This is a genomic window from Serpentinimonas sp. SMBJO2, from assembly GCF_056341105.1.
The window spans coordinates 941,361-967,743 of the sequence record NZ_CP150628.1; the positions used below are offsets into that span (position 1 = coordinate 941,361).

21 protein-coding genes are annotated in these 26,383 nt (G+C 68.1%); 12 read left to right on the forward strand and 9 right to left on the reverse strand.

Annotated elements, in window-relative coordinates:
• Window positions 1-93: 93 nt before the first annotated feature.
• Complete coding sequence (locus AAAZ40_RS04245; protein WP_476661330.1) at window positions 94-906, reverse strand: BPSS1780 family membrane protein; 813 nt, start codon at window positions 904-906, stop codon at window positions 94-96.
• The gene (locus AAAZ40_RS04250) at window positions 903-1,859 is read right to left on the reverse strand and encodes a homoserine kinase (RefSeq protein ID WP_476661331.1); all 957 of its coding nucleotides are present in this window, start codon (window positions 1,857-1,859) and stop codon (window positions 903-905) included. The genes AAAZ40_RS04245 and AAAZ40_RS04250 overlap by 4 nt, the downstream gene beginning before the upstream one ends.
• 81 nt (window positions 1,860-1,940) lie before the next feature.
• Here AAAZ40_RS04250 and polA point away from each other — a divergent pair, with 81 nt between their 5' ends.
• Window positions 1,941-4,754 (forward strand): DNA polymerase I, encoded by a 2,814-nt coding sequence (polA, locus tag AAAZ40_RS04255; RefSeq protein WP_476661332.1) that lies wholly within the window; start codon window positions 1,941-1,943, stop codon window positions 4,752-4,754.
• A gap of 22 nt (window positions 4,755-4,776) precedes the next feature.
• On the opposite strand, the gene AAAZ40_RS04260 is transcribed toward polA, so the two are convergent.
• Window positions 4,777-5,505 (reverse strand): hypothetical protein, encoded by a 729-nt coding sequence (locus AAAZ40_RS04260; RefSeq protein ID WP_476661333.1) that lies wholly within the window; start codon window positions 5,503-5,505, stop codon window positions 4,777-4,779.
• A gap of 141 nt (window positions 5,506-5,646) precedes the next feature.
• Between AAAZ40_RS04260 and AAAZ40_RS04265 the strand changes: the two genes are divergently transcribed.
• Complete coding sequence (locus AAAZ40_RS04265; protein WP_476661334.1) at window positions 5,647-6,750, forward strand: nucleotidyltransferase family protein; 1,104 nt, start codon at window positions 5,647-5,649, stop codon at window positions 6,748-6,750.
• Between the two features lie 92 nt (window positions 6,751-6,842).
• Here the strand turns inward: AAAZ40_RS04265 and AAAZ40_RS04270 are convergent, their stop codons facing one another.
• The 4 genes from AAAZ40_RS04270 to AAAZ40_RS04285 all read right to left on the reverse strand — a co-directional run bounded on the left by AAAZ40_RS04270 (window position 6,843) and on the right by AAAZ40_RS04285 (window position 10,596).
• Window positions 6,843-8,411 carry a methyl-accepting chemotaxis protein gene (locus AAAZ40_RS04270; protein ID WP_476661335.1) on the reverse strand — a complete coding sequence of 523 codons (1,569 nt, stop codon included), beginning with the start codon at window positions 8,409-8,411 and terminating at the stop codon, window positions 6,843-6,845.
• Window positions 8,412-8,624: 213 nt separating this feature from the next.
• Window positions 8,625-9,011: a HepT-like ribonuclease domain-containing protein gene (locus tag AAAZ40_RS04275; RefSeq protein ID WP_476661336.1), complete on the reverse strand. Its 387-nt coding sequence runs from the start codon at window positions 9,009-9,011 to the stop codon at window positions 8,625-8,627.
• Entirely contained in the window at window positions 9,008-9,298 is a 291-nt protein-coding gene (locus tag AAAZ40_RS04280; RefSeq protein WP_476661337.1) for a nucleotidyltransferase family protein, read from the reverse strand. Before AAAZ40_RS04280 ends, AAAZ40_RS04275 begins: the two co-directional genes overlap by 4 nt.
• 137 nt (window positions 9,299-9,435) lie before the next feature.
• Window positions 9,436-10,596 carry an aromatic ring-hydroxylating oxygenase subunit alpha gene (locus AAAZ40_RS04285; protein WP_476661338.1) on the reverse strand — a complete coding sequence of 387 codons (1,161 nt, stop codon included), beginning with the start codon at window positions 10,594-10,596 and terminating at the stop codon, window positions 9,436-9,438.
• Between the two features lie 255 nt (window positions 10,597-10,851).
• On the opposite strand from AAAZ40_RS04285, the gene xseB reads away from it, so the two are divergent.
• The 7 genes from xseB to dut all read left to right on the forward strand — a co-directional run bounded on the left by xseB (window position 10,852) and on the right by dut (window position 18,352).
• Window positions 10,852-11,097: an exodeoxyribonuclease VII small subunit gene (gene xseB / locus AAAZ40_RS04290; RefSeq protein ID WP_476661339.1), complete on the forward strand. Its 246-nt coding sequence runs from the start codon at window positions 10,852-10,854 to the stop codon at window positions 11,095-11,097.
• A gap of 23 nt (window positions 11,098-11,120) precedes the next feature.
• Window positions 11,121-12,053 (forward strand): polyprenyl synthetase family protein, encoded by a 933-nt coding sequence (locus AAAZ40_RS04295; RefSeq protein ID WP_476661340.1) that lies wholly within the window; start codon window positions 11,121-11,123, stop codon window positions 12,051-12,053.
• A gap of 18 nt (window positions 12,054-12,071) precedes the next feature.
• Window positions 12,072-13,949, forward strand: a complete 1,878-nt coding sequence (gene dxs / locus AAAZ40_RS04300; protein WP_476661341.1) for a 1-deoxy-D-xylulose-5-phosphate synthase — start codon at window positions 12,072-12,074, stop codon at window positions 13,947-13,949.
• 171 nt (window positions 13,950-14,120) lie between these two features.
• Window positions 14,121-15,275 (forward strand): TRAP transporter substrate-binding protein, encoded by a 1,155-nt coding sequence (locus AAAZ40_RS04305; RefSeq protein WP_476661342.1) that lies wholly within the window; start codon window positions 14,121-14,123, stop codon window positions 15,273-15,275.
• Window positions 15,276-15,407: 132 nt separating this feature from the next.
• Window positions 15,408-16,043 carry a TRAP transporter small permease subunit gene (locus AAAZ40_RS04310; protein ID WP_476661343.1) on the forward strand — a complete coding sequence of 212 codons (636 nt, stop codon included), beginning with the start codon at window positions 15,408-15,410 and terminating at the stop codon, window positions 16,041-16,043.
• A complete protein-coding gene (locus tag AAAZ40_RS04315; RefSeq protein ID WP_476661344.1) occupies window positions 16,040-17,887 on the forward strand; it encodes a TRAP transporter large permease in 1,848 nt (615 codons plus the stop codon). Before AAAZ40_RS04310 ends, AAAZ40_RS04315 begins: the two co-directional genes overlap by 4 nt.
• A gap of 15 nt (window positions 17,888-17,902) precedes the next feature.
• Window positions 17,903-18,352 (forward strand): dUTP diphosphatase, encoded by a 450-nt coding sequence (dut, locus tag AAAZ40_RS04320; RefSeq protein ID WP_045534540.1) that lies wholly within the window; start codon window positions 17,903-17,905, stop codon window positions 18,350-18,352.
• A 21-nt stretch (window positions 18,353-18,373) separates the two neighbouring features.
• On the opposite strand, the gene AAAZ40_RS04325 is transcribed toward dut, so the two are convergent.
• Window positions 18,374-18,865 (reverse strand): FKBP-type peptidyl-prolyl cis-trans isomerase, encoded by a 492-nt coding sequence (locus tag AAAZ40_RS04325; RefSeq protein ID WP_045534542.1) that lies wholly within the window; start codon window positions 18,863-18,865, stop codon window positions 18,374-18,376.
• 14 nt (window positions 18,866-18,879) lie between these two features.
• Here AAAZ40_RS04325 and AAAZ40_RS04330 point away from each other — a divergent pair, with 14 nt between their 5' ends.
• Together AAAZ40_RS04330 and AAAZ40_RS04335 are read left to right on the forward strand one after the other, a co-directional pair.
• Window positions 18,880-20,112, forward strand: a complete 1,233-nt coding sequence (locus AAAZ40_RS04330) for a JmjC domain-containing protein (protein ID WP_476661345.1) — start codon at window positions 18,880-18,882, stop codon at window positions 20,110-20,112.
• A 285-nt stretch (window positions 20,113-20,397) separates the two neighbouring features.
• Window positions 20,398-20,634 carry a hypothetical protein gene (locus AAAZ40_RS04335; RefSeq protein WP_476661346.1) on the forward strand — a complete coding sequence of 79 codons (237 nt, stop codon included), beginning with the start codon at window positions 20,398-20,400 and terminating at the stop codon, window positions 20,632-20,634.
• Window positions 20,635-20,734: 100 nt separating this feature from the next.
• Here the strand turns inward: AAAZ40_RS04335 and argA are convergent, their stop codons facing one another.
• Window positions 20,735-22,081 carry an amino-acid N-acetyltransferase gene (argA, locus tag AAAZ40_RS04340; protein WP_476661347.1) on the reverse strand — a complete coding sequence of 449 codons (1,347 nt, stop codon included), beginning with the start codon at window positions 22,079-22,081 and terminating at the stop codon, window positions 20,735-20,737.
• Window positions 22,082-22,279: 198 nt separating this feature from the next.
• Between argA and hrpA the strand changes: the two genes are divergently transcribed.
• The gene (hrpA, locus tag AAAZ40_RS04345; protein WP_476661681.1) at window positions 22,280-26,365 is read left to right on the forward strand and encodes an ATP-dependent RNA helicase HrpA; all 4,086 of its coding nucleotides are present in this window, start codon (window positions 22,280-22,282) and stop codon (window positions 26,363-26,365) included.
• Window positions 26,366-26,383: the final 18 nt, after the last annotated feature.

Below are 26,383 nucleotides of genomic sequence, written 5' to 3' on the forward strand. Positions count from 1 at the left end.
CAACGGCCCCAGCCAGCCCAAGCGCCAGTCGGTTTGAGTGCCAGCCACGGGCCTTATCAGCGCCAGCCGGCCCGAGCGCTACTCGGTCGGCTCTCAGCCGGGTGGCTGGCCGCTGTCGGTCTCGAAGCTGTCGCGGAAGGTGAAGTAGAGCGAGGTGAAGAAGATCGCGCTCATCAGCATCGCCACCGGAAACAGCAGCATGCCGATGAGGCGCGGCCCCCCGACCAGGCCGCCCAGCAGCACCAGCAGCAGCGAGACGCCAAAGAACACCGCGGCCCAGCCCAGAAAATAGACCAGCAGCGCCGCCTTGTTGGTCCAACACGCCAGGGCGCTGAAAAACAGGCTCTTGAGCGGCGGCACCCCGTGCCAGTGCACCAGCGCCGGGGCGTGCCAGAACAGCAACCCGAGCGGGATGTGCAACAGCGCACCGATGAGCATGCGGTGGATGGCCTCGGGCGTGAACATCAGGTCTTCGGGCCGGGGGCTGGCGCCGGGCTCCACCGGCACGGCCGCCGGGTCGGGCAGCACCGCCGGCGTGGCCGCGTCGCCGGTGATCAGCAGCGTCAAGCCCAGGATCAGCAGCGAGCCGGCGGCGTAGATCAGGCCCAGCACCAGCATGGCGTGCGCGCGCTCGCGCCCGGCGGCAAAGGCGCTGGCCAGCACCGCGGGCATGGGGAACTGGCTCGAGGCCGCGATGCGCGTGGCCGCCATCAGCCCGAGCGTGGCGGCGGGCAGCAGCGCCAGCGCCAGCGCCTGCCCCAGCAGCGGCACCAGCGACAGCACCGAGACCACCAGCATGAACAGGAAAAACAGCCCGGCCAGCGCCAGCGGTTGCTTGAAAAACGTGCCCAGGCCCAGACGCACCCACAGCCAGCCGGTGCGCGCCGGTACGCGGTGCAGCCTCATGTATGCGCCACCCGCGCGCGCAGCACGCGCTCGAAGTGGGTGGGGTCGTGCGGCACCAGCATGGCGGCGTCGCGCGGCAGGTGCCAGTCCCACAGGCGCGAGAGCCAAAAGCGCAGCGCCGCCGCGCGCAGCAGCAGCGGCAGCAGTTCGTGCTCGGTGGCGCTCAGGGGGCGCAGGCTTTGGTAGGCTGCCAGCAGGGCGTGGCTGCGCGCGGCGTCGGGTTGGCCGCTGGCGAGGTCGATGCACCAGTCGTTCAGGGCCACGCTGAGGTCGAACAACCAGGTGTCGCAACCGGCAAAATAAAAATCGAACACGCCCGTGAGCTGGTCCTGCTCGAACAGCGCGTTGTCGCGGAACAGATCGGCATGCACGGCGCCCCGAGGCAGGCTTTGGTAATCGGGTTGTGGCGCCAGAGCATTTTGCAGCGCCAGTTCGCTGCGCAGCAAATCGGCCTGTGCCGGGCTCAGGTGCGGCAGCACCTCGGGGGCGGTCTGGTTCCACCACGCCAAGCCGCGCAGATTGGGCTGCTGGCGCGGGTAGTCCAGTGCCGCCAGGTGCATGCGCGCCAGCAGCGTGCCCAGTTGCGCGCAGTGCGCGGGCTGCGGCGCCAGCACGCTCTGGCCGGGCAGCTTGTTGACCAGCGCCGCCGGCTTGTCCAGCAGCCGGTGCAGGATCTGGCCGCTGGCGTCTGGAGCCGGGTTGGGTACTGGGATGCCCTTGGCCGCCAGATGCTGCATCAGGCACAGGTAAAAGGGCAGTTGCTCAAAGCCCAGACGCTCAAACAGCGTCAGCACATACTCGTGGCGTGCGCCACCGGGCGCCTGCACCGAGACAAAATAGTTGGTGTTCTCGATGCCGCCGGGGCAGCCGCGCAGCTCGAGCAGTTCGCCCACGCCCAGTGGCTGCAGCAGCGCCGCGGCTTGGGCCGGTGTGACTTCGGTATAGACCGCCATGGCTAGGGGGAGCAGGGCGCACGCAGGGCGCCAGACAGGGGGGCTTGCATAGGCTGCGATTGTAGGCGGCACAATGCGGGCATGACAGAATCACCCCCCACCCTGCTGCTGGTCGATGGCTCGAGCTACCTCTACCGCGCCTACCACGCCATGCCCGATCTGCGCGCCGTTCCCGGCGACCCCAGCAGTCCGGCCACCGGCGCCTTGCGTGGCCTCATCAACATGGCGCAGGCGCTGTTGCGCGAGCACCCGGCGCAGAGCGCCGCTTTCGTGTTCGACGCGCCCGGCCCCACCTTTCGCGACGCGCTCTACCCGGCCTACAAGGCCCAGCGCAGCCCCATGCCCGACGATTTGCGCGCCCAGATCGAGCCCATCCACACGGTGCTGCGCCTGCTCGGCTGGCCGGTGCTGTGCGTGCCCGGGGTCGAGGCCGACGATGTGCTGGGCACGCTGGCGCAGCGCGCCGCCGCGGCCGGGGTGCAGGTGGTGATTTCGAGCGGCGACAAAGACTTGAGCCAGCTCGTGGGGCCGCGGGTGCTGGTCATCGACACCATGAGCGGCAAGCGGCGCGACGTGGCCGGGGTGCAGGCCGAGTTTGGCGTGCAGCCGCAACAGATGGTGGACTACCAGTGCCTGGTGGGCGACGCGGTCGATAACGTGCCCGGCGTCGAGCAGGTGGGCCCGAAAACGGCCGCCAAATGGCTGCGCGAATACGGCTCGCTCGAGGCCATCGTGGCCCACGCCGAACAGATGCCCGGGGCCGTGGGCGCCAGGCTGCGCGCGGCGCTGGACTGGTTGCCCACGGCGCGCCAGTTGCTGCGCATCAAGACCGACTGCGACCTGAGCGCGCATCTGAGCACGCCGGACGTGCAGCAAGCGCTGCGCCTGCAAGCCCCCGATCGGGTGGCGCTGCGCGCCTTTTACCAGCGCTACGGTTTCAAGACGCTGATGCGGGCGCTGGAGGAGGGTGGGGCGGCCAGCGCCGCGCCAGCGGGCGAACCCGGCGCGGCTGCTCATGGCGGGCAGGGGGGCGCCGTAGGTTCAGATGCCGTTGCGGCGGAATCGACACACGCCCCCGCCCCCACGCCCCCACCGCGCCACTACCAGACCGTGCTCACCTGGGAGGCGCTGCATGGCTGGCTGCAGCGGCTGCAGGCGGCGCCGCTGGTGGCGCTGGACACCGAGACCACCGGTCTCGACCCCATGCGCGCCGAAATCGTCGGCCTGTCGTGGAGCCTCGAAGCCGGCGCGGCCGCTTACCTGCCGCTGGCGCACGACTACCCCGGCGCGCCCGAGCAGCTGCCGCGCGCGGCGGCGCTGGAATGCCTGCGCCCCTGGCTGGAAAACCCGGCCGCAGCCAAACTCGGCCAGCACCTCAAGTACGAGCGCCACGTGTTCGCCAACCACGGCATCGAACTGCGCGGCCTCGAGCACGACACGCTGCTGCAAAGCTACGTGCTCGAGGCGCATCTGCCGCACAGCCTCGAGAGCCTGGCCGAGCGCCACCTGGGCCAGCGCGGCTTGAGCTACGCCGACCTATGCGGCAAGGGCGCGCAGCAGATCCCGTTTGCGCAAGTCGATATCGAGCGCGCCAGCACCTACGCCTGCGAAGACAGCGACTTCACGCTCCAGGTGCACCAGCGCCTGTGGCCGCGGCTGCAGGCAGAGGCGCCGCTGCGTGCCGTCTATGCGCTCGAGATCGCCTGCTCCGAGGTGCTGTACCGCATCGAGCGCCAGGGCGTGTTGATCGATGCCGCCACCCTGGCGCGCCAGAGCCATGAATTGGGCCTGCGCCTGGTCGAGCTCGAAGCGCGCGCCCACGCCCTGGCCGGCCAACCCTTCAACCTGGCCAGCCCGAAGCAGCTGGGCGAGATCCTGTACGACCGGCTGGGCCTGCCAGTGCTCAAGAAAACCGCCACTGGCGCGCGCAGCACCGACGAAGAAGTGCTCGAAAAACTGGCCGAAGACTACCCGCTGCCGGCGCAGATCTTGCAGCACCGCTCGCTGGCCAAGCTCAAGGGCACCTACACCGACAAGCTGGCGGCGCTGGCACACCCGCGCACCGGGCGCGTGCACACCCACTATGCGCAGGCCGTGGCCGTGACCGGACGCCTGTCGAGCAACGAGCCCAATCTGCAAAACATCCCCATACGCACCCCCGAGGGCCGGCGCGTGCGCGAGGCGTTCGTGGCCGCGCCCGGGCATTTGATCGCCAGCGCCGACTACTCGCAGATCGAGCTGCGCATCATGGCGCACCTGAGCGACGACCCGGCCCTGCTGCGCGCTTTCCACGACGGGCTCGACGTGCACCGTGCCACCGCCGCCGAAGTCTTTGGTCTGGCGCCTGAGCAGGTGAGCGCCGAGCAGCGCCGCTACGCCAAGACGATCAATTTTGGCCTGATCTACGGCATGAGCAGCTTTGGGCTGGCCAAGGCGCTGGGCATCGACACCGGGGCGGCGCGCAACTACATCGAGCGCTATTTCGAGCGTTTTGCCGGCGTGCGCCGCTACATGGACGCCACCCGCGCCGAAGCCAAGGCGCACGGCTGCGTGCACACGGTGCTGGGCCGGCGCCTGCACCTGCCCGAGATCAACTCGCCCAACGCCGCGCGCCGCGCCGCCGCCGAGCGCGCCGCCATCAACGCCCCGATGCAGGGCACGGCCGCCGACCTGATCAAGCTCAGCATGGTGGCGGTGCAGCAGGCGCTCGACGCCCAAGGCCGCGCCAGCCGCATGATCATGCAGGTGCACGACGAGCTGGTATTCGAGCTGCCCGAAGCCGAGCAGGATTGGCTGCGCACCGAAGTGCCGCGCCTGATGGCCGGCGTGGCGGCGCTCAAGGTGCCGCTGCTGGCCGAAGTGGGTTTTGGCGCCAACTGGGAACAGGCGCACTGAGACGCCGGGGCCAGCGCACGCCCTAGCGCCGCGCCGCGGCCGAGGTGGCCAGCCCCAGGGCCAGCGCTTGCTCCGGGCCGAGGCGGGCGGCGCCGTTGCAGTCGGCGGCCAGCAGCTGGCGCAGCACGGTGCTGGAGGTGGGCTCGGGCAACATGGCGTTGAGATAGCGCGCCAGCGTCAGTTGCTGCGCCGCGTTGGGTTCGCTGCGGCAGCTGCGCTGGCCAAAATCGGCGTCGGGGGGCAGCTGGGTGAGGGCCAGTTGCGCCGGTGGGGCGCCGTGCGCCAGCGTGCGCTGGATGCCGGCCGCAAACACCAGCAGGCACGGCGTGTCGCAGACCCGGCCCGCCGGCACCAGGGTGTCGAAGCGACGGTTGCGCAGCATCGCGCCCAGGGTGATGGCGCTGCCCACCTGAGCCGCGCCGGTTTCCAGCTGCAGCACGCGCTGTGTGCAGGGCGCGGCCTCGATCCGCTGCATGGCGCCGTGCATGCGCCGCACGGTGTCTTCGTGGATGGCGCCGCTGAGCGTGATGCGGCAAGCCGTGGTGCGGGTATCGACCAGCAGGCTGCCACCGTCGAAGCCAATGGTGTGCAGGTTGCCGGGCGCGGGCACGGAGGGCGGCACCGCTTCGGGCGCCGCGCGCGGGGGCTGGGTGACGGGCGCCGCACAGCCGGCCAGCAGCGCCGTCAGCAACAGGGGTACCGCCCCGTACAGGGCGCGCCAGCCAGACAGAAAACGGGGTTTGATCGACATCGGGGGCAAAGGCAAAGGGGGCAGAGGCGTGCAGGCAGCGGGGTCGTTGCCCAGATAGGCGGGATTCTCGCCGATCGGGCGCTGCCGTATGATCACCGGGTTTTGATTGGTGCCGGCCCTGACGCCGGTGAGCGAGCGTGTATGGCAAAAGCGATAATCCTGGCCGCCGGCCAAGGCACCCGGGTTCGGCCCCTGACCAAAGACCTGCCCAAGCCCATGGTGCCGATTCTGGGCAAGCCGGTCATGGAATACCTGATCGAGCATCTGGCGCTGCACGGCGTGCGCCAGATCATGGTCAACGTGGCCTACAACCACCGCAAGATCGAGGAATACTTTCGCGACGGGCACCGCTGGGGGGTCGAGATCGGCTATTCGTACGAAGGCGTGTACGACCACGGCGACATCCTGCCGCGCCCGCTCGGTTCGGCTGGCGGCATGCGCCACATCCAGGACAACAGCGGCTTCTTCGACACCACCACCCTGGTTTTGTGCGGCGACGCGCTCATCGACCTGGACCTGAGCGCCGCCCTGGCCCAGCACCGCGCGCAGGGGGCGCTGGCGAGTGTGGTCACGCTCGAGGTGCCGCGCGAGCAGGTGAGCAACTACGGCATCGTGCTCGCCGACGCCAGCGGCCGGGTGCAGTCGTTCCAGGAAAAGCCCCAGCCCGAGCAGGCACGCTCAACCCAGGCCAGCACCGGCATCTACCTGTTTGAGCCAGCGGCGCTGGAGCTGGTGCCGCCGCAGCAGGTGTTCGACATCGGCAGCCAGTTGTTCCCGCTGCTGGTGGAGCGCGGCCTGCCGTTCTACGCCCAGAGCCACCAGTTCAACTGGATCGACATCGGGCGCGTGAGCGACTACTGGTCGGTGCTGCAGCGCGTGCTGCGCGGCGAGGTCGAACGCATGCACATGCCCGGCACCGAGGTGCGCCCGGGCGTCTGGGTCGGGCTGAACACGCGCATCGACTGGGCCACGGTGCAGGTGCAAGGGCCGGTGTATTTTGGCTCCAGCGTGCGCCTGGAGCCGGGTTGCAGCGTGGTGGGCCCGTGCTGGATCGGGCACGGCAGCCACTTGCGCGCCAGCTCGCGCGTCGAGCGCAGCATTTTGTTCGAATACACGCGCATCGGTGCGGGCATGTTGTTCCAGGACATGATCGTCTCGCCCAGCTACTGCGTGGACCGCCACGGCCAGGCCACCTACGTGGGCGACGACCGCTTTCCGCTGCGCTGGGGCGACGCGCGGGCGTAGGCGCGCAGCCCGCGCTGGCCCTGCCAACCAGCCGCAGGCCGCCAGCGCCCCGCCGCCTATGCGGGGTGCGGCGGGCCAATGCGGGTCTGGCCTCAGAGCTTGAAGCGGCCCATGAGCTCGGTGAGCTGGCGCGCCTGATCGCGCAGCGACGCCGCCGCCGCCGACGCCTGCTCCACCAGGGCGGCGTTTTGCTGCGTCACGCCGTCCATTTGCGCCACTGCGCTGTTGATCTGCTCCAGCCCCTCGGCCTGCTCGGCGCTGGCCGAGGCGATGTCGCGCATGATCTGCGTCACTTGCGCAATGCTGCCCACGATTTGCTGCATGGTCTGGCCGGCCTGGGCCACTTGCTCGTTGCCGCTGCCGACCTTGGCCACCGAGTCGTCGATCAGGCCCTTGATTTCCTTGGCGGCGGAGGCAGCGCGCTGCGCGAGCGAGCGCACCTCGGCTGCCACCACGGCAAAGCCGCGCCCCTGCTCGCCGGCGCGCGCCGCTTCCACGGCGGCATTCAGCGCCAGGATGTTGGTCTGGAACGCGATGCCGTCGATGACGCTGATGATGTCAACAATCTTGCGCGACGAGGCGTTGATGGCGTCCATGGTGCCCACCACCTGCGCCACCACGTTGCCGCCGTGGCTGGCTACGCTCGAGGCCTGATCGGCCATCTGGTTCGCCTGGCGCGCGCTGTCGGCGTTCTGGCGCACGTTGCTGTTGAGCTGTTCTGTAGCCGACGCGGTTTCTTCGAGCGAGCTGGCCTGTTGCTCGGTGCGCTGCGACAAGTCCTGCGTGCCGCTGGCCACTTGCGCGCTGGCGCTAGCGATGGCGTCGGCGTTTTGCAGCACCTGGGTGATCATCTGGCGCAAGCCTTGCTGCATCTGCTGCAACTGCGTCAGCAGCGTGGCCACTTCGTCGCTGCCGCTTTGGGGCGGAATGTCCAGGCTCAGGTCGCCTTCGGCGATGTGCTGCGCGGTGAGCTTGGCCTCGTTCAGGCCGCGCTTCATGCGCCGCATGGCCACGATCAGGAAGGCGCTCACCGGCAACACGCCGAGCAACAAAATGGCGCCAAACAGGATCTGGCTTTGCCGGTAACGCTGGGTGGCGTGGGCCACTTCGCGCAGCGCGGCGCTGGCTTGGTATTCGGCCAGGGCGACCATGGCGCGCTCGAAGGCCAGGCCCTCTTTTTGCATGGCTGCATACAGTGTCTGCATGTTGGTGGGCGAAAAGTCGCCTTGTCGAACCGCTTGCATCACTTGGTCACGCGGCCGCTGCCAGGCGCTGCGGGCAGCGGCCATGGCGTCAATCAAAGCTTGTTCTTCGGCGCTGACCGAACGACCCTGGATCTGTTCTTGCGCGGCGTTGTTGGCTGCGCGTGCGGCAGCAATGTTGTCAAAATGCTGCTGGATAGGGTGCGGGAACAGCGCTCGTGTCGGGTTGTCGGGGGCGTGCTGGAACAGCAGCAGCATTTCCAGGCGGTTGTGCAGGAAGTTTGCACGCAAGGTTTTGAGCGAACTGAGGGTCAGCATGCGATCGTCGTGCACGTGCTGCAAGCTATCGCGTGCGCTCGTCAAGCCCCAGAGCGCGGAGGCAAACGCAAACGCAAACAGCAGCAGAAAAGCGAGCAGACCGATCCAGACGCGGCGGGTGATGGAGAGGCGATTGAGCATGGGCTAGAGGGCTAAGAAGAGGGGCGCAAAAAACCACCCCCCGGTATCCAGGGGGTGGATGCCCACATCATAGCCCACGCCAGCCGCCTTTCAGGTCAACCAGAAGGGGTGCAACCCTAGGGTTTACTCCGGGCTCGGGCGCACCCTGCTGCCGCTGGCAGCGTGGCAGCCGCGCACCCTCAGCCGACCTCAACCATGCGCTGCCAGCGCCGGTCAGGGCTCGATCCCATGGGGGTTGCGGTCTTCAGCGTCGGCAGCTTGGCGCACGGCGGGCAACTGCTGGAGCAAGCTTGGCAGCCATTCCTGTACCGTCTCCCACACCAGGTCGAGGTTGATGTCGAAATAGCCGTGGGCCATGCGGTTGCGCATGTTGCGCATGCTGCGCCACGGTACGTCGGCGTGTGTTTGAGTGAACGCCAAATAAGCCTCCATCACGCGGCTGGCGGCCTCGCCGATGACGATCAGGCTCATGATGACGGCCTGCTGGGTGCGCTTGTCGGCCAGGAAGTCGTCCTTGGTCATCCCTTGCACGAAGCTGCGCGCGTCGCTTGCGGCCTGCTCGATGTGCTCGAGGCAATCGGGCAGGCGCTGCGCGTTCATACCGGCTGCGCCTGCGCCAGCACTTGAGCCCGAAACTTGGGCGGCAGGTCGCCGGGAGTCAGCAGATCGACTTTCACACCAAGCAGCGCTTCCAGTTCTTGTTCCAGATCGCCCAAATCCAACAAGGTCGCACCGGGCAGCGCATCGACCAGCAGGTCGAGGTCGCTGCCCTCCTGGTCGGTGCCATGCAGCACCGAGCCGAAGACGCGCGGGTTCGCGCTGCGAAAACGGCCTACCGCTTCGCGCACCGCGCTCCGTTTCATCTCAAGCACAACAGACGGTCGCATAGGCCCCTTTGCTGATCGAACTGTGCACGATGATAGGCAATCGAGCGCAGCGTTTCAAGCCCCCTGAAGGGTGCAGGCCCAGGGTTCATGCGCGGTTGGGGTGTGCCTGATAACCGCAGGCAACCCTGCAGCCGCCCTCAGCGGTGCGACGCCAGCGCGGCCCCCATGCGCGCGCGGTACCACTCGTGGAAGTGCTGCATGCCGTCTTCCATCGGGCTTTGGTAGGGGCCGACTTCGCTCGTGCCACGCTCCAGCAGGGCTCGGCGCCCGGCGTCCATGCGTTCGGCGATCTCGTCGTCTTCGATGCAGGTTTCCATGTAGGCGGCACGTTGCGCCTCGATGAACTCGGGCTCGAAGGCGGCGATTTCCTCCGGGTAGTAGAACTCGACCCGGTTCAGGGTCTGGTTCACGCCCAGCGGGTGTACGGTCGAAACCGTGAGCACGTGCGGGTACCACTCGAGCATGATGTGCGGGTAGTAGGTGAGCCAGACCGCGCCGCGCTCCGGCAGGGTGCCGTTGCGGTGTTGCAGCAGCACCTCGTGCCAGCGCTGGTAGACGGCGCTGCCGGCGGCTTTGTGCGGCAGGTTCTGTATGCCCACGGTCTGGATCGAGTACTCGGGCTTGAACTGCCAGCGCAAGTCGTCGCAGGTGACGAAGTTGCCCAGCCCCGGGTGGAAGGGCACGACGTGGTAGTCCTCCAGGTAGACCTCGATGAAGGTCTTCCAGTTGTAGTGGCATTGGTGGTGCTCGACGTGGCCGAGCACCATTCCCTCGAAGTTGAGGTACTCGCGCAGCTCCATGCCGGCCAGGTCGGCCTCGATGTCGCGCCCGTTGTCCTCGAACAGCAGGCCGTTCCACTCGCGCAGCTTCCAGCGTTGCAGGTTCAGGCACGGGTCTTGGGCGAAGTGCGGCGCGCCGATCAGCTCGCCCAACTGCCCCAGGGCCGAGCCGCCGCTGTAGGTCCAGCGGTGCAGTGGGCAGACGATGTGGCCGCCGGCGTGGCCGCTGGCCTGCTGGCCCAGATTGCCGCGGCCCTTGAGCATGATGGCCTGGCGGTGCCGGCAGACGTTGCTGACCAGCTCCACCCCTTGCGCCGTGCGCACCAGCGCACGCCCCTCGCCCTCGTGCGGCAGGGCGTAGTAGTCGCCCAGGTTCGGCACCGTGCAGGCGTGGCCGACGTAGCGCGGACCGGGCTCGAAGATCAGTTCCCGCTCTTTTTTCAAGAGCGCCTCGTCGAAATAGACGGATACGGGCAATTGGCTTGTGGCCTGCTGCAATGGAAGACTCAAATCAGACATGATGGTCCTGACCTCAAGAGACTCCCCCTATGAAGGGGCAGGGAAAGCGCGTGTCGGTGCGGGGCAGCGGTTCGGCGCGGACTGGGGGTGAAACAACTCCCATCGAGTTGAAAACAAGGGAGCGCGATTGTACCCCCGGGGTTCCCGTGGTCGGGGTCCAATCCAGGGGAATCCGAGCGATTCTGGGCGCAAGCGCCTAAAATCCAACCCTCCATGCCGCCGCTGCGGCACCGCCCCGGTTTTTTTGCCTTGCCCATGCCCAAACCCCAAGCTGGCCACGCCGCTGCCGGCGCCCCCCCCTCGTACGAAGCCGCGGCGCAAGAGCTCGACGCCTTGCTGGCCCGGCTCGACGGCGGCCAGTTGCCGCTCGACGAGTTGCTCGCCCAGCACCAGCGCGGCAACGAGCTGCTGGCCTACTGCCGCGCCCGGCTCGAGGCGCTGGAGCAGCAGCTCACGGTGCTGGAAAACGGCACCGAGCGCCCTTGGACGCCGCAGCCGTGAGCGCCGCGTCGCTCCAGGCCCCCATGCAAAACGCAGGGCAACCACCGACCCCAGCCCCTGATTTCAGCGCCTGGAGTGTGGCCCGCCTGGCCGAAGTGGAGCGGGCGCTGGACGCGGCCCTGGCGCCGCAGGCGCCGGCCGCGCTGGGCTTGGCGATGCGCTACGCGGTGCTCGACGGCGGCAAGCGCCTGCGGCCGTTGCTGGTGTGGGCGGCGGCCGAGGCGGCAGCCGGTGCGCCCGCGGCCGCCTTGAGCCCGGCCACGCACGCCGCCGTCCAGCGCGCGGCTTGCGCCGTCGAGCTGATCCACGCCTACTCACTGGTGCACGACGACCTGCCCTGCATGGACAACGACGTGCTGCGCCGCGGCAAGCCGACCGTGCACGTGCGCTTTGGCGAGGCCACGGCGCTGCTGGCTGGCGATGCACTGCAGGCGCTGGCTTTTGAGTTGCTGCTGGACCAGCCCGATGCCGCCCTGGGGGCCGCGCTGGCGCTGCAATTGGCCCGGGCTGCCGGGCACCTGGGGATGGCGGGCGGGCAGGCGATCGATCTGGCCAGCGTCGGCCAGCGCCTGTGCCTGGCCGAGCTCGAAGACATGCACCGCCGCAAAACCGGCGCCCTGCTGCTGGCCAGCGTGCAGATGGGGGCGATGGCCGGTGGTGCCGATGCCGCTGCCCTGGCCGCCCTCACGCGCTATGGCCAGGCGCTCGGGCTGGCGTTTCAGGTCATCGACGACGTGCTCGATGTGGTGGCCGACTCCGGCACCTTGGGCAAGACCGCGGGCAAGGATGCCGCCGCCGACAAACCCACTTTCGTCTCCCTGCTGGGGCAAGAGCGGGCGCGCCAGTACGCCCACGACTTGCTGGCGCAGGCCCACGCCGCCTTGCAAGAGGGCCCCGTGGCGGCGGCGCAAACCCTGCACGACCTGGCCGACTGGGTGCTGCACCGCTCTCACTGAAAACCCCTACACACCCCCATGACTGGCTTGCTCGACACCATCCAATCCCCGGCCGACCTGCGCCGCCTCACGCGCGCCCAGTTGCGCCCGCTGGCCGACGAACTGCGCCAGTTTTTGCTGCACAGCGTGGCCCAGACCGGTGGCCACCTGAGCTCCAACCTCGGCACGGTCGAGCTCACGGTGGCCTTGCATTACGTCTTCAACACGCCGCACGACCGGCTGGTGTGGGACGTCGGGCACCAGACCTACCCGCACAAAATCCTCACCGGCCGGCGCGAGCGCATGCACACGCTGCGCCAATTGGGGGGGGTGAGCGGCTTTCCGGTGCGCACCGAGAGCGAGTACGACACCTTTGGCACCGCGCACTCGTCCACCAGCATCTCGGCCGCGCTGGGCATGGCGGTGGCGGCGCAGCAGCAGGGCGCCGACCGGCACGCCGTGGCCGTGATCGGCGACGGCGCCATGACGGCCGGCATGGCCTTCGAGGCGCTCAACAACGCCGGCGTGCTCGAGCAGGCGCAGCTGCTGGTGGTGCTCAACGACAACGACATGTCGATCAGCCCGCCGGTGGGGGCGCTCAACCGCTACCTCGGGCAACTCATGAGCGGGCGTTTCTATTCGGCCGCCAAGCAGGTGGGCAAACAGGTGCTGGGCGTGGCGCCGCCGCTGCTCGAGCTCGCGCGCCGACTCGAAGAAGGCGCCAAGGGCATGGTGGTGCCGATCACCCTGTTCGAAAAATTCGGCTTCAACTACATCGGCCCGATCGACGGCCACGACCTCGACGCCCTGATCCCAATGCTGGAGAACCTGCGGCGCCTCAAGGGGCCACAGTTCCTGCACGTGGTGACGCGCAAAGGCCAAGGCTACAAGCTGGCCGAAGCCGACCCCATCGCCTACCACGGCCCGGGGAAATTTGACCCGGCGGTCGGCCTGCCCAGCCCGCCACCGAGCAGCAAGCTCACATTCAGCCAGGTGTTTGGGCGCTGGCTGTGCGACATGGCGGCGCACGACGAGCGCCTGGTCGGCATCACCCCGGCCATGCGCGAAGGCTCAGGGATGGTCGAGTTTCACCAGCGCTTCCCCGAGCGCTACCACGATGTGGGCATCGCCGAGCAGCACGCCGCCACCTTTGCCGCCGGGCTGGCCTGCGAAGGCCTCAAGCCGGTGCTGGCGATCTACTCCACCTTTTTGCAGCGCGCCTACGACCAGTTGATCCACGACGTGGCCCTGCAAAACCTGCCGGTGGTGTTCGCGCTCGACCGCGCCGGCCTCGTCGGTGCCGACGGCCCCACCCACGCCGGCGCCTACGACATCGCTTTTCTGCGCTGCATCCCCAACGTGTCGATCGCCTGCCCGGCCGACGAGGCCGAGTGTTACCAACTGCTGTGCACCGCCTACCAGCAGCAGCACCCGGTGGCCGTGCGCTACCCGCGCGGCAGTGGCGCCGGCACGGCCTTGCCCAGCGACTTGCAGGGGCTGCCCTTTGGGCGCGGCGAACGGCGTCGCCAAGGCCAGCGCGTGGCGCTGCTGGCGTTTGGCACCTTGCTCTACCCGGCCTTGCAAGCGGCCGAGCGGCTCGACGCCACGGTGGCCAATATGCGTTGGGCCAAGCCGCTGGACCGCGCGCTGCTGCTCGAACTGGCGCAGCAACACGACTGCCTGGTGACCATTGAAGACGGCGCGCTCGATGGCGGCGCGGGTTCGGCGGTGCTGGAGGCGCTGCACGAGGCCGGTCTGCTGCGCCCGGTGCTGCGGCTGGGCCTGCCCGACCGCTTCGTCGAGCACGGCGATGCGCTCAAACTGATGGCGCTGCTGGGGCTGGATGCGGCGGGCATCGAGGCCAGCGTGCGCGCTTGGCCGGCCTGCTCAGGCTTGCTTGCCTCAGCGGCCGCTTGAATGCCAGATTTCTGAATTGATATTTTTTCAATCGGCAACGCCTTTCCCTAGGGTTTACGCGACCCAAACCGGCTGTGTGCGGGTCCTACAATGCTCAGCAGCCATCCATCAGCCCAGCACATGGGGTGGTCGGTGGTACCTAACCCAAAACCAGCCTATCGGAGTCATTTAATGGATCGTCGCTCAATCATCGCCGGCACCGGCGCAGTTGGTGTAGCCGGCTTGTTGGCCGCTTGCGGCCCACGCGAACAAGCCGCCGCGCCGGCCGCCGCACCGGCAGCCGCCCCAGGCGCCCCTGCCGTCATCACTGGTGAGACCGTGCGCTGGCGCCTGGCTTCGACCTTCCCGCGTGCGCTCGACACCATCTGGGGTGCGGCCGAGGTGTTCGCCAAGGCCGTCTCCGACGCCACCGGCGGCCGGTTCCAGGTCAGCACCCATCCGGCCGGCGAACTGGTGCCTGCCATGGGGGTGTTCGATGCGGCGCAGGCCGGCACCATCGAGTGCGCCCACACCGCAACCTACTTCTTCTTCGGCAAAGACGACGCGCTGGCACTGGCCAACGGCGGCATCTCCTTTGGCCTCAACGGGCGCCAGATGACTTCGTGGTTCTACGAGGGCAACGGGCTGGCCCTGAGCCGCGAGCTGCTCGACACCTTCAACCTGGTCAATTTCGCCATGGGCAACACCGGGGTGCAGATGGGCGGCTGGTTCCGCAAGGAAATCCGCTCTCCGGCCGACCTGCGGGGCGTGCGTTTCCGCGCCGGTGGCTTTGCTGGCCGGGTGCTGGAGCGACTGGGCGTGGTGCCGCTGGCCATGCCGGCCGGTGAAATCTATCAGGCGCTGGAGCGCGGCACGGTCGATGGCGCCGAGTTCGTCGGCCCCTACGACGACGAAAAGCTGGGCTTTCACCGCGTGGCGCCGTTCTACTACTACCCGGGCTTCTGGGAAGCCGGGACGCAGCTCGACCTGCTGATCAACAAGGCCGCGTTCAACGCCCTGTCGCCCGAGTACAAGGCCATCGTCCACAACGCCGCCGCCTTTGCGCACACCACCATGCTGGCGCGTTACGACGCGCGCAACCCGGCGGCGCTCAAGCGCCTGGTGGCGGGTGGCACGCGCCTGATGCCGTTCCCACGTTCGGTCATGGACGCTGCGTTCCGCGCCGCCCACGAGCTCTACGCCGAGCTCAACGCCGCCAACCCGCGCTGGAAGAAGATCTACGACGACCAAATCGCCTTCCGCCGCGACCAGGTCTTGTGGCACGGTCTGGCCGAAGCCAGCTTCGACAGCTACATGCAGTTGCAGGGCCGCAACAACCGGCTCTGATCGGGGTGTTCGGGCCCAGCGCCTGACCCGCCCAAGACGCCCCGCTGCTGGCAAGCGGGGCGTTTTCGTATCCCAGGAACGTTGGGTTCAAGAAAAAATCACAGTGCCTACCGACTGTGAAGGTTTGCTCTTATGAAATACTTGATGTGGTTTTCGCGCGCCATCGACGCCCTCAATGGGGCTCTGGGCAAGGTGCTGATGTGGCTCGTTTTGCTCACCGTGCTCATCAGCGCCGGCAATGCGATCAGCCGCTACGCCTTGAGCATCAGTTCCAACGCCTGGCTCGAAATCCAGTGGTATCTGTTCGGGGCGGTGTTCCTGCTCGGTGCCGGTTTTGCTTTTTTGCGCAACGCCCACGTGCGCATCGACGTGGTCTCGAGCCGCCTGTCGGCGCGCACGCGCAACTGGATCGACATCCTCGGCATTCTGGTCTTCTTGCTGCCGCTGTGCTACCTGATGATCGCGCTGGGCTGGCCGCTGTTCGAGCGCGCCTGGATCAGCGGCGAAATGTCACCCAATGCCGGGGGTCTGATCCGCTGGCCGGCCTACCTCATGATTCCGCTCGGCTTTGCGCTGCTGGCGCTGCAAGCCCTGTCTGAGCTCATCAAGCGCTTCAATTTCCTGTACTTTGGCGGCCCCGATGCGTTGGCCCAAGGGGTGTCGAGCGACGTCGAGCAACTGGCGCGCGAACTGGCCTTGGCCGAACACGACCGGATCGAGCGCGAAGTGGCTGCGCGTGCGCAGGCCCAGGGTGGGAGCAAGGCATGATCGAGTTCATCACCGGCATTTTCGTGCCCCTGATGTTTCTGGGGCTGATCTTCTTTTTGCTCACTGGCTTTCCAGTCGGCTTTGCGCTCTCGGCCGTGGGCCTGTTGTTTGGCCTGCTCGGGATGGAGCTCGGGCTGTTTCCGGCCACCCTGTTTCAGGCGCTGCCGTTGCGCGTTTTTGGCATCATGCAGAACGAAATCCTGCTTGCCATTCCCTTCTTTACGCTGATGGGCATCATCCTCGAGCGCAGCGGCATGGCCGAAGACCTGCTCGAAACCGTGGGTCAGGTCTTTGGCCCGCTGCGCGGTGGCTTGGTGGTGGCGGTGGTGCTGGTCGGGGCGCTGATGGCGGCCACCACCGGCGTGGTGGCGGCGGCGGTGATTTCCATGGGACTGATCTCGTTGCCGATCATGCTGCGTTATGGCTACAACCGCGCCATCGCCGCCGGCACCATCACCGCCTCGGGCACGCTGGCGCAAATCTTGCCGCCCTCGCTGGTGCTGATCGTGCTCGCCGACCAGCTCGGCGTGTCGGTCGGCGACATGTACACCGGTGCCATGCTGCCGGCGCTGATGCTGATCGGCCTGTACCTGATGTTCGTCATCGGGGTGGCGATCGTCAAGCCGCAGTGGGTGCCGCCGCTGCCGCCCGAGGCGCGCATCTACAACGAGGCCAACGGCGCCAGCGGCCACAAATCGCTGATCGTGGTGATGGCGCTGGCCGTAGCGGCCGGCTACGCTTGGTCGCAGGTGCACAACCAGATGATGCACCGCTGGTTCGAGCGCATTGCCGATGCCCCGGCCGACGAGACCTTCATCATCTCGATGCTCGCCGGTGCCCTGGTGGCGCTGCTGCTGGCGCTGGCCAACAAGGGTCTGCGTCTGGGCCTGCTGTCCAAGCTGGCCGAGCGCGTCACCTTTGTGCTGATCCCGCCGCTGGTGCTGATCTTTCTGGTGCTGGGCACGATCTTTCTGGGCATCGCCACGCCTACCGAGGGCGGTGCCATGGGGGCCGTGGGGGCGCTGATCATGTCGCTGGCGCGCCGGCGCCTGAGCCTGCCGCTGTTGAAGCAGGCGCTGGAAAACAGCGCCCGGCTGGCGATCTTCGTGATGTTCATCCTGATCGGCTCGACCGTCTTTGGCTTCACCTTCAACGCCGCCGACGGCCACATCTGGGTCAAGGAACTGTTCAGCGGGCTGCCGGGCGGACAGCTGGGCTTTTTGATCTTTGTCAACACGCTGGTCTTCTTGCTGGGCTTTTTCATCGACTTCTTTGAGATCGCCTTCATCGTCGTGCCCCTGCTGTTGCCAGTGGCCAAGATGCTGGACATCAACCTGGTCTGGTTCGGCATCATCCTGGCCATGAACCTGCAGACCTCGTTCCTGACGCCGCCCTTTGGCTTTGCGCTGTTTTACCTGCGCAGCGTGGCGCCGCGCAACGACTACCTCGACGCCATCACCAAGAAACGCATCGCCGGGGTTACCACCGAGCAGATCTACAAGGGTTCGGTGGCTTTTGTGTTGATCCAGGTGATGATGGTGGCGCTGCTGATCACCTACCCGAACCTGGTCACGGGGCAGCTCGAGCAGGTGGAGCTGGCCGATGAGGCCGAAGTGCAGCGGCGTTTGCAGCAGATCCCCGGTTTCATGGGGGCCGGCGAAGGGGCCAACCAAGAGCCCGGGCAGGAGCAGGGGCAGTGGGGCGGGCCCGGCATGTGGGATGAGCCCGCTCCGGCCGAAGGTGCAGCGCCGGCCGATGCGCCTGCGGATGCGGCGCCCGCCGATGCAGCGCCCCCCCAAGGCGGCGCGCCGGATGGGCCGGCCGGCGCATTGCCGGCGCGTTGAGGGGGTACCTAGCGCATGCGCATAGATTGCCGCTTGCTCGATGCGCGCTTGCGCCAGTTCCAGCCCGCCTACGCCACCGGGGGCAGTGCGGGGCTGGACTTGCGCGCCTGCATCGAGGCACCACTCACACTGGCCGCCAACGCCTGCAGCCTGCTGCCCACCGGGCTGGCGATCCACCTAGCCGACCCGGGCTACGCGGCGCTGATCTTGCCGCGCTCGGGGCTGGGGCACAAGCACGGCATTGTGCTGGGCAACCTGGTGGGGCTGATCGACAGCGACTACCAGGGCCAGCTCATGGTCAGCGCTTGGAACCGCAGCAGCCAGCCCTACACCATCGAGCCGCTCGAGCGCATCGCGCAGTTGGTGATCGTCCCGGTGCTGCAGGCGCAGCTCAACTGGGTCGATGATTTTGAGCAGCCGAGCGCGCGCGGCGCCGGGGGCTATGGTTCCACCGGCCGGGCTTGAGCCCGCTGCCTAATGCCCAGTTCAGGCTTGCAGCCTGAAAAAACCCGCGCCGAGGCTGCCGCGGCCCACTTCTTCCTCGGTGGCTTCGCGCACGGCGTGGATTTTGAGGTCGAGGCGCAGCGCGATGCCGGCCAGCGGGTGGTTGGCGTCGAGCACCACGTGTTCGGGGTAGATTTCGCTCACAAAATACAGCCGATCGGGGCCGGCACCGGCGCTGCAGCCCGGTGGCAAGCCCTCAAAGGCCATGCCCACTTCGAGTTCGGCCGGAAAAGCGCTGCGCGGCTCGAGCAGCAGCAGCTGGTCGTCAAAATCGCCAAAGGCGCGCTCGGGCTCCAGGTGCAGCTCCATTTCCTCGCCCGCGCCGTGGCCTTGCAGGGCGGCTTCGATAGACTCTAACAGGTCGCGCCCGCCGAGCAAAAACTCGACTGGCTCGTCGAGGGTGTCCAGTTCTTCGCCCAAGGTGTCGGAAAGCGTCCAGGTGAGGGCGGCGACGCATTGCGGGGTGATTTTCATCGCACAATTGTCCCATGAGTTCTCAGCCCAAACCCAGCACCACGCCCTTGGCCGCCGTCCAAGTCCCCAAACGCTCCAGGGCGCGTAGCGGCCAGCCCTTGGCGCCGCCAGCACCCCCCGCGCTCCCTGCGCCTGATGTGTCCACGCCCTTGCTCGGCGGCCTGACGCCGCAGCAGTTCATGCGCCGCCACTGGCAGAAAAAACCGCTTTTGGTGCGCCAGGCCGTGCCCGGCTTTGCACCGCTGCTCAAGCGCCCCGAGCTGTTTGCGCTGGCGCAGCAAGACGGCGTAGAGTCGCGCCTGATTGTGCGCGAGGGTGATGATTGGAGCCTGGCTTCGGGCCCGTTCAAGCCGCGCCAGCTGCCGCCGCTCAAGCAGCCCGGCTGGACGCTGCTGGTGCAGGGGGTTGACTTGCACCACGACGCGGCGCACCAGTTGTTGCAGGGTTTCCGCTTCGTGCCCGACGCGCGCCTCGATGACCTGATGATCTCGTGGGCCACCGAGGGCGGCGGCGTGGGGCCGCATTTCGACAGCTACGACGTGTTCCTGCTGCAAGCCAGCGGCCGACGGCGCTGGCGCATTGGGCGCCAGCGCGACCTGACGCTGCAGCCCGACAAGCCGCTCAAAATCCTGCAACACTTCGAGCCCGAGCAGGAGTGGGTGCTGGAGCCCGGCGACATGCTGTACCTGCCGCCCGAGTGGGCGCACGACGGCGTGGCGCTCGACGACGGCTGCATGACCTACTCGGTCGGTTTTCGGGTGCCGCAACGGGCCGGGCTGGCGGCCGAGCTGGTGCAGCGCTTGGCCGAGGACTGGCAAGACGAGGCGCTCTACCGCGATCCCGATCAGCCTGCCTGTGCGCATCCGGCCGCCGTTCCGGCCGACCTGACCGACTTTGCGGCGGCCGCGCTGCAAGCCTTGTTGGCCGACCGCAAGGGGCTGCAACTGGCCCTGGGCGAGGTGCTCAGCGAGCCCAAGCCGCTGGTGTGTTTCGAGCCACCGCAGCAGCCTTGGGAGCTGGGCGCGGTGGAGCTGGATCGGCGCACCCGCATGCTCTACGACGAGCGCTGCATTTACATCAACGGCGAGGCGCTGCGTGCCAGCGGCCAAGACGCGCGCCTGATGCGGCGTCTGGCGGATCGGCGACAGCTCAAGGAGCGCCAAGTGCTGGCGGCGAGCCCGGCTGCGCAGGCGGCGCTGGCCGACTGGTACGCGGCGGGTTGGTTGCAGCGCGCTCCGGCGGGCTGAATGAGGGCATGAATAAGGCCTTGAGCGCAGCCATTGGGGTGCTAGCAAGGCCGGCTCCAATGCGGCCAAGTTGTCGCTATTTTGCAACAACCCTTCGGTTCAGTAAAATTTTTCCACCTAGGGTTATCCCGGCGCCTGGCTGTCAATTATGATCCCAGTGTGTGGCAGACACTTGGGTCTTTACGGGTGTCGTAGCCGCCGTGGATCGAGCGCTGGGTTTGCTTGTATAACCCTGTGTATCGTCCAAAATCGCCCAAAACCCCAACCCTTTCGAATGACCTCCCCATGAAAATCACCGCCCTGCTCGCCGCCCTGTTCGCCGCCGTTGCCCTGACCGCCTGCGGCCCGCAAGCCCCGGCTCCGGCCCCCGCCCCGGCTCCGGCCCCCGCACCGGCTCCTGAGCCCGCACCGGCTCCTGCTCCTGCCGACGCTGCTGCCCCGGCCGCTCCTGCAGATGCTGCCGCTCCGGCTGCTCCTGCCGACGCTGCTGCCCCAGCCGCTCCGGCTGCCCCAGCTCGTTAATCCCGAGCCCGCTGGCTTGGCACTTCCCCGGGAGGTGCCAGTATGAACCGCCCCGCGTACGCTGGGCGGTTTTTTTGCGCTTGTGGCGCAGGGCAGCGGTTCAAAGCCGTTTCACCAGCACCCGGCTGCGCCGGTCCCAGTTGTACTTGCGCTTGCGCGCTTCGGGCAGCCAGTCGGCATCCACGGGCGCAAAGCCGCGCTTGATGAACCAGTGCATGGTGCGCGTGGTGAGCACGAACAGGCTCTCGAGGCCCATCAGGCGCGCGCGTTGCTCGATGCGCTTGAGCAGTTTTTCGCCGTCGCCCTGGCCTTGCGAGTGCGGTGAAACGGTGAGCGCGGCCATTTCGGCGGTCTTGGCCTCGGGGTAGGGGTAGAGCGCGGCGCAGCCGAAGATCACGCCGTCGTGCTCGATCAGGGTGTAGTTGGCGATGTCGCGCTCGATTTCGGTGCGGTTGCGCTTGACCAGGGTGCCGTCTTTCTCGAAGGGCTCGATCAGTTGCAAAATGCCGCCCACGTCGTCGGCGTTGGCTTCGCGCAGGTTTTCGAGCTTTTCATCGACCACCATGGTGCCGATGCCGTCGTGCACATAGACCTCGAGCAGCAGCGCGCCATCGACGGCAAAGGGGATGATGTGGCTGCGCTCGACGCCGCCCTTGCAGGCCGCGACGCAGTGCTGCAAATAAAAGCCGGGGTCGGTGGGCAGCTGGCTCGGTGGCAGCTCGGCCAGCAGCTGCTCGGCTTGGGCCAGCGGCAGCTCGGTGTCGATCGGGTTGTCGTCGCTGGGCGGCTGGTGCGGCTGCACGCGGATGCCCGGCACCTCGGTGACAAAAATCAGTTTGTCGGCCTGCAAGGCGATGGCCACGCTGGTGGCGACCTCTTCCATGTTCAGGTTGAAGGCCTCGCCGGTGGGCGAAAAGCCAAAGGGCGAGAGCAGCACCATGGCGCCCATGTCGAGCGTGCGCATCAGCCCCGCCACATCAACGCGTCGCACCCGCCCAGAATGCTGAAAGTCGATGCCATCGACGATGCCCAGCGGGCGTGCGGTGATGAAGTTGCCCGACAGCACGCGCACCGTGGCCCCGGCCATGGGGGTGTTGGGCAGGCCCTGGCTGAAGGCGGCCTCGATCTCGTAGCGCAACTGGCCGGCGGCCTCCTGGGCGCAGTCCAGCGCCACTTCGTCGGTGATGCGCGTGCCTTGGTGGCTGCGCGCCGGGTGCCCCTTGGTGCGCAACTGCTCGTTGACCTGCGGCCTGAAGCCATGCACCAGCACCACGCGCACGCCCATGCTCTGGATCAGCGCCAGGTCTTGGGCCAGATTGGGCAGCTTGCCGGCCGCAATGGCCTCGCCGGCCACACCGACGACGAAGGTCTGGTTGCGAAACTTGTGGATGTAGGGCGCCACCGAGCGAAACCAGGGCACGAAGGTGAAGTTGAAGACCGTGGACATGGGCGGCTATGGGGCTGGGGCTGGAAACTCAGGGGCTTGGGTGGGCGGACAGGCAGCAAGCATACGCCAGACTGGGGGGCGCAGCCTGGGCGCTGGTCTGGCCCTGGCTGGCCGCAAGCGCGCCGTGGCTGGGGCAATCCCGGATAATCGCACAGCCCCACGTTGCCCCAGTACGGTCTGTCCGCCGCCCGCGCCTTGATCATCGAATTTCCCGACTCCCTGCCTGTGAGCGCCCAGCGCCAGGCAATCGAAGCCGCCTTGCGCGCGCACCAGGTGATCGTGGTGTGCGGCGAGACCGGCTCGGGCAAAACCACCCAGTTGCCCAAAATCGCGCTCAGCATGGGGCGCGGCCGCCTGCACGCCCGCCCGGGCGAGCGTGGGCGCCTGATCGGGCACACGCAGCCGCGCCGCATCGCGGCCAGTTCGGTGGCCAGCCGCATTGCGCACGAGCTCGGCACGGCGCTGGGCGAGGTGGTGGGCTACAAGGTGCGCTTCCAGGATCGGCTCAGCCCCAAGGCCTCGATCAAGCTCATGACCGACGGCATTTTGCTCGCCGAAACCCAGACCGACCCGCTGCTGCAGGCCTACGACACGCTGATCATCGACGAGGCGCACGAGCGCAGCCTGAACATCGACTTTCTGCTCGGCTACCTGCGGCAAATCCTGCCACGGCGGCCCGATCTGAAAGTGGTCATCACCTCGGCCACCATCGACGCCGCGCGCTTTGCGCAGCATTTCGCCTCGGCCCAAGGGCCGGCGCCGGTGCTCAACGTGGCCGGGCGCAGCTACGCGGTCGAGCTGCGTTACCGCCCCTTCGAGGACAGCCGCGACTACGGCCTCAACGAAGCGATTGCCGACGCCGTCGATGAGCTCTGGCGCGGCGGCGCCGGGTCTGGCGATGTGCTGGTGTTCTTGCCCGGCGAGCGCGAGATCCGCGAGTGCGCCGACCACTTGCGTCAGCACCTGAGCCAGCAGCCGGTGCTGCGCGACACCGAGGTGCTGCCGCTGTATGCGCGCCTGAGCCAGGCCGAGCAGGAGCGAATTTTCAGGCCCAGCGGGGCGCGGCGCATCGTGCTGGCGACCAACGTCGCCGAAACCTCGCTGACCGTGCCCGGCATCCGCTATGTCATCGATTCGGGGCGCGCGCGCGTCAAGCGCTACAGCCTGCGCAGCAAGGTCGAGCAGTTGCTGGTCGAGCCCATCAGCCAGGCGGCCGCCGACCAGCGCGCCGGGCGCTGCGGCCGTGTCGCCGACGGCGTCTGCATCCGCCTCTACGACGAGGCCGAGCACCAGGCGCGGCCGCGCTTCAGCGACCCGGAGATTTTGCGCTCCTCGCTGGCGGCGGTGATTCTGCGCATGAAGTCGCTGCGCCTCGGGGCGGTGGAGGATTTTCCCTTTCTCGAGGCCCCCTCGCAGCGCGCCATCAGCGACGGCTACCAGCTGCTGCAGGAGCTGGGCGCGCTCGACCCCGCCCAGCAGCTCACCGCGCTGGGCAGCGAACTGGCACGCCTGCCGCTCGATCCGCGCCTGGGGCGCATGATCCTGGAGGCGCGCGAGCGGCACGCACTCGACGAGGTGCTGGTGCTGGCCAGCGCGCTCACGGTGCAGGACGTGCGCGAGCGCCCACTGCAGGCGCAGGCGCAGGCCGATCGGGCGCAGGCGCCGTTTGACGACGACAAGAGCGAGTTCGTGGGCTACCTCAAGCTCTGGCGCTGGCTGGAGCAGGCGCGCAGCGGCAAGCCCATTGTGGGTGCGGTGGTCGAAGGAGTGAGTGCAGGCGCGGGTGCGGGTGCGCGCCCAGCCACCCAAACGGCAAGGGCCGGGCAGCCGGGGCAGCCGGGGCTGCAGCCACCGGCGCAGCACAAGCCCAGCCAGCGCCAGTACGAGGCGCTGCTGCGCCAGCACTACCTGAACGTGCGCCGGGTGCGCGAATGGCGCGACATCCACAGCCAGTTGCACACCGTGGTGGCCGAGCACGGCTGGAAGCTCAACAGCGCGCCGGCCAGCAGCGAGCAACTGCATCTGTCCCTGCTGGCGGGCCTGCTCGGGCACGTGGGCTGCAAGCACGAGAGCGAGGCGCACTACCAGGGCGCGCGCGGCATCCGTTTTTACCCGCATCCGGGGGCGCGCCTGAGCAAGAAACCGGGGCGCTGGATCGTTTGCGCCGAACTGGTCGAGACCACGCGCCTGTTTGGCCGCGGCATCGCGGCCATCGAGCCACAGTGGCTGGAGCAGGTGGGCGCGCATTTGCTGAGCAAGCAGGTGCTCGATCCGCGCTGGGAGAAAAACGCCGCCCGCGTGGTGGCCTCTGAGCGCGCCACCCTGTATGGTTTGCTGATCTACAGCCAGCGCCGCGTCGATTACGCGCGCGTCGATCCGGCCGGCGCACGCGCGCTCTTCATCCGCCAGGCGCTGGTGGCGGCTTTGCAAGATGACGTCTGGCCGCCCGAGTTCGAGCGCCGCCTGCCTTTTCTGGCCGCCAACCGGCAGGTGCTGGCGCAGGTGCAGGCGTTGGAGCACAAATCGCGCCGCCAAGACGTGCTGGTCGATGAGGAGCTGATCTACGCCTTTTACGACAGCCAGTTGCCGCCCGACCTGAGCAGCGGCACCGAGCTCGAGCGCTGGTACCGCGCCCAGGTGCGCCATCAACCCGAGCTGCTGCGCCTCAAGCGCGAGGAACTGATGCGGCATCAGGCCGCAGGCGTGACCAGCGTGGCTTTCCCGCCCACGCTGGCGCTGGGTGGCACCGAATGCAGCGCCAGCTACCTGCACCAGCCGGGCGATGCGCGCGACGGCCTGAGCGTGGCGCTGCCTGTGTTCGTGCTCAACCAGGCCAGCGAGGAGCGCTGCGAGTGGCTGGTGCCAGGGATGCTGAAGGACAAGATCGCCGCCTTGCTCAAGAGCCTGCCGCAAAAGCCGCGCGCGCGCCTGCTGCCGCTGCCCGAGACCGCCGCGCAACTGGCCGCCGAGCTCGGTCAGCCCGAGCACTGGGCCCAGGGCAGCCTGATCGAGGCCTTGCTGGCGCGGGTGCGCGCGCGCACCGGGCTCGACCTCAAGCGCAGCGACTTCAAGCTCGACCAGCTGCCCGCGCACCACTTCATGCACCTGCGCGTGCTCGACGAGCACGGGCGCCAACTGGGCCAAGGGCGCAGCCTGGCGGCACTCAAAGCCGAGCTGGGCGCGCAGGCGCGCGGAGCCTTTCAGGCGCTGGCGGGCTTGCAATTGGCGCTGCGCCGGGGCGCGGCAATGGGGGCCGCTGACGCCGTCCCAGACGCAGCAGCGGCCCGGTTGCCGCCCAGCCAGGCTGCACAGGCCGTGCCCGCCGCGCCCGCCGTGCCCGCCGTGCCCGCTCACCTGCACGGCGCTGCACCCAAGCAGCGTGGCCAGCCGGCCACCGCCCCAGCGAGCGCCACCGCCCCCACGCCTCAGGCCGCCAGCGAGCGCCACCGCGCCTGGACTTTTGGCGACTGGCCCGAGCTGATGGAGCTGGCCAGCGGCGCACACACCGTGATCGGCTTTCCGGCGCTGCTCGATGCCGGCGACGCCGTCACGCTGGCGGTTTATGACGAACCCGAGACGGCGGCGCGCAAGCACCGCGCCGGGCTGCGGCGCCTGTTTGCGCTGCAGCTGCGCGAAGCGCTCAAGCAGCTGGAAAAAAACCTGCCCGGGCTGCAGCAGATGGCGGTGTCGTACATGGCGCTGGGCTCGCTCGAGGAGCTGCGCAGCCAGATCATCGAGGTGGCGCTGGAGCGCGCCTTCATGGTCGAGCCGTGGCCGCGCAATGCCGCCGAATTCCAGCAGCGGCTGGAGCAAGGGCGCGGCCGCTTGGGGTTGATTGCGCACGAGGTGGCGCGGCAGACGGCGGCGGTGTTGCTCGAATACGCCGCCGTGGTGCGCAAGCTCAAAGAGGGCAAGTTCGAGGCCCAGCCACTGGCCGACGTGCGCGAGCAGCTGGGACAGCTGGTGGGCCCGCGCTTCGTGGCCGAGACGCCGTGGGCGGCGCTGCAGCACCTGCCGCGCTACCTGAAGGCAATCTTTCTGCGGCTCGACAAGCTGCGCGCCGACCCGGCGCGCGACGCCGCACACATGGCCACGGTGCGCGCCCAGGAGCAGCGCTACACGCGCCTGCTGGCCGAGCGCAAGGGCGTGCCCGATGCGCGCCTGGACGAGCTGCGCTGGCTGCTGCAAGAGCTGCGCGTGAGCCTGTTTGCGCAAGAGCTGCGCACGCCGCAGCCAGTGAGCGTCAAGCGGCTCGACAAGCTCTGGGCGCAGCTAAGCGGTTGATTCCTGCAGGCAAGCCGG

Bases quoted from the DNA above. Each gene is read 5' to 3' on its own strand.
- AAAZ40_RS04310 (WP_476661343.1), top strand. From the start codon at position 15,408: ATGAAATACTTGATGTGGTTTTCGCGCGCCATCGACGCCCTCAATGGG.
- AAAZ40_RS04280 (WP_476661337.1), bottom strand. From the start codon at position 9,298: ATGCGACCGTCTGTTGTGCTTGAGATGAAACGGAGCGCGGTGCGCGAA.
- AAAZ40_RS04265 (WP_476661334.1), top strand. From the start codon at position 5,647: ATGGCAAAAGCGATAATCCTGGCCGCCGGCCAAGGCACCCGGGTTCGG.
- AAAZ40_RS04245 (WP_476661330.1), bottom strand. From the start codon at position 906: ATGAGGCTGCACCGCGTACCGGCGCGCACCGGCTGGCTGTGGGTGCGT.
- dxs (WP_476661341.1), top strand. From the start codon at position 12,072: ATGACTGGCTTGCTCGACACCATCCAATCCCCGGCCGACCTGCGCCGC.
- polA (WP_476661332.1), top strand. From the start codon at position 1,941: ATGACAGAATCACCCCCCACCCTGCTGCTGGTCGATGGCTCGAGCTAC.
- AAAZ40_RS04260 (WP_476661333.1), bottom strand. From the start codon at position 5,505: ATGTCGATCAAACCCCGTTTTCTGTCTGGCTGGCGCGCCCTGTACGGG.
- AAAZ40_RS04270 (WP_476661335.1), bottom strand. From the start codon at position 8,411: ATGCTCAATCGCCTCTCCATCACCCGCCGCGTCTGGATCGGTCTGCTC.
- xseB (WP_476661339.1), top strand. From the start codon at position 10,852: ATGCCCAAACCCCAAGCTGGCCACGCCGCTGCCGGCGCCCCCCCCTCG.
- AAAZ40_RS04325 (WP_045534542.1), bottom strand. From the start codon at position 18,865: ATGAAAATCACCCCGCAATGCGTCGCCGCCCTCACCTGGACGCTTTCC.
- AAAZ40_RS04335 (WP_476661346.1), top strand. From the start codon at position 20,398: ATGAAAATCACCGCCCTGCTCGCCGCCCTGTTCGCCGCCGTTGCCCTG.
- AAAZ40_RS04250 (WP_476661331.1), bottom strand. From the start codon at position 1,859: ATGGCGGTCTATACCGAAGTCACACCGGCCCAAGCCGCGGCGCTGCTG.
- AAAZ40_RS04275 (WP_476661336.1), bottom strand. From the start codon at position 9,011: ATGAACGCGCAGCGCCTGCCCGATTGCCTCGAGCACATCGAGCAGGCC.
- AAAZ40_RS04315 (WP_476661344.1), top strand. From the start codon at position 16,040: ATGATCGAGTTCATCACCGGCATTTTCGTGCCCCTGATGTTTCTGGGG.
- AAAZ40_RS04285 (WP_476661338.1), bottom strand. From the start codon at position 10,596: ATGTCTGATTTGAGTCTTCCATTGCAGCAGGCCACAAGCCAATTGCCC.
- argA (WP_476661347.1), bottom strand. From the start codon at position 22,081: ATGTCCACGGTCTTCAACTTCACCTTCGTGCCCTGGTTTCGCTCGGTG.
- AAAZ40_RS04330 (WP_476661345.1), top strand. From the start codon at position 18,880: ATGAGTTCTCAGCCCAAACCCAGCACCACGCCCTTGGCCGCCGTCCAA.
- AAAZ40_RS04305 (WP_476661342.1), top strand. From the start codon at position 14,121: ATGGATCGTCGCTCAATCATCGCCGGCACCGGCGCAGTTGGTGTAGCC.
- dut (WP_045534540.1), top strand. From the start codon at position 17,903: ATGCGCATAGATTGCCGCTTGCTCGATGCGCGCTTGCGCCAGTTCCAG.
- AAAZ40_RS04295 (WP_476661340.1), top strand. From the start codon at position 11,121: ATGCAAAACGCAGGGCAACCACCGACCCCAGCCCCTGATTTCAGCGCC.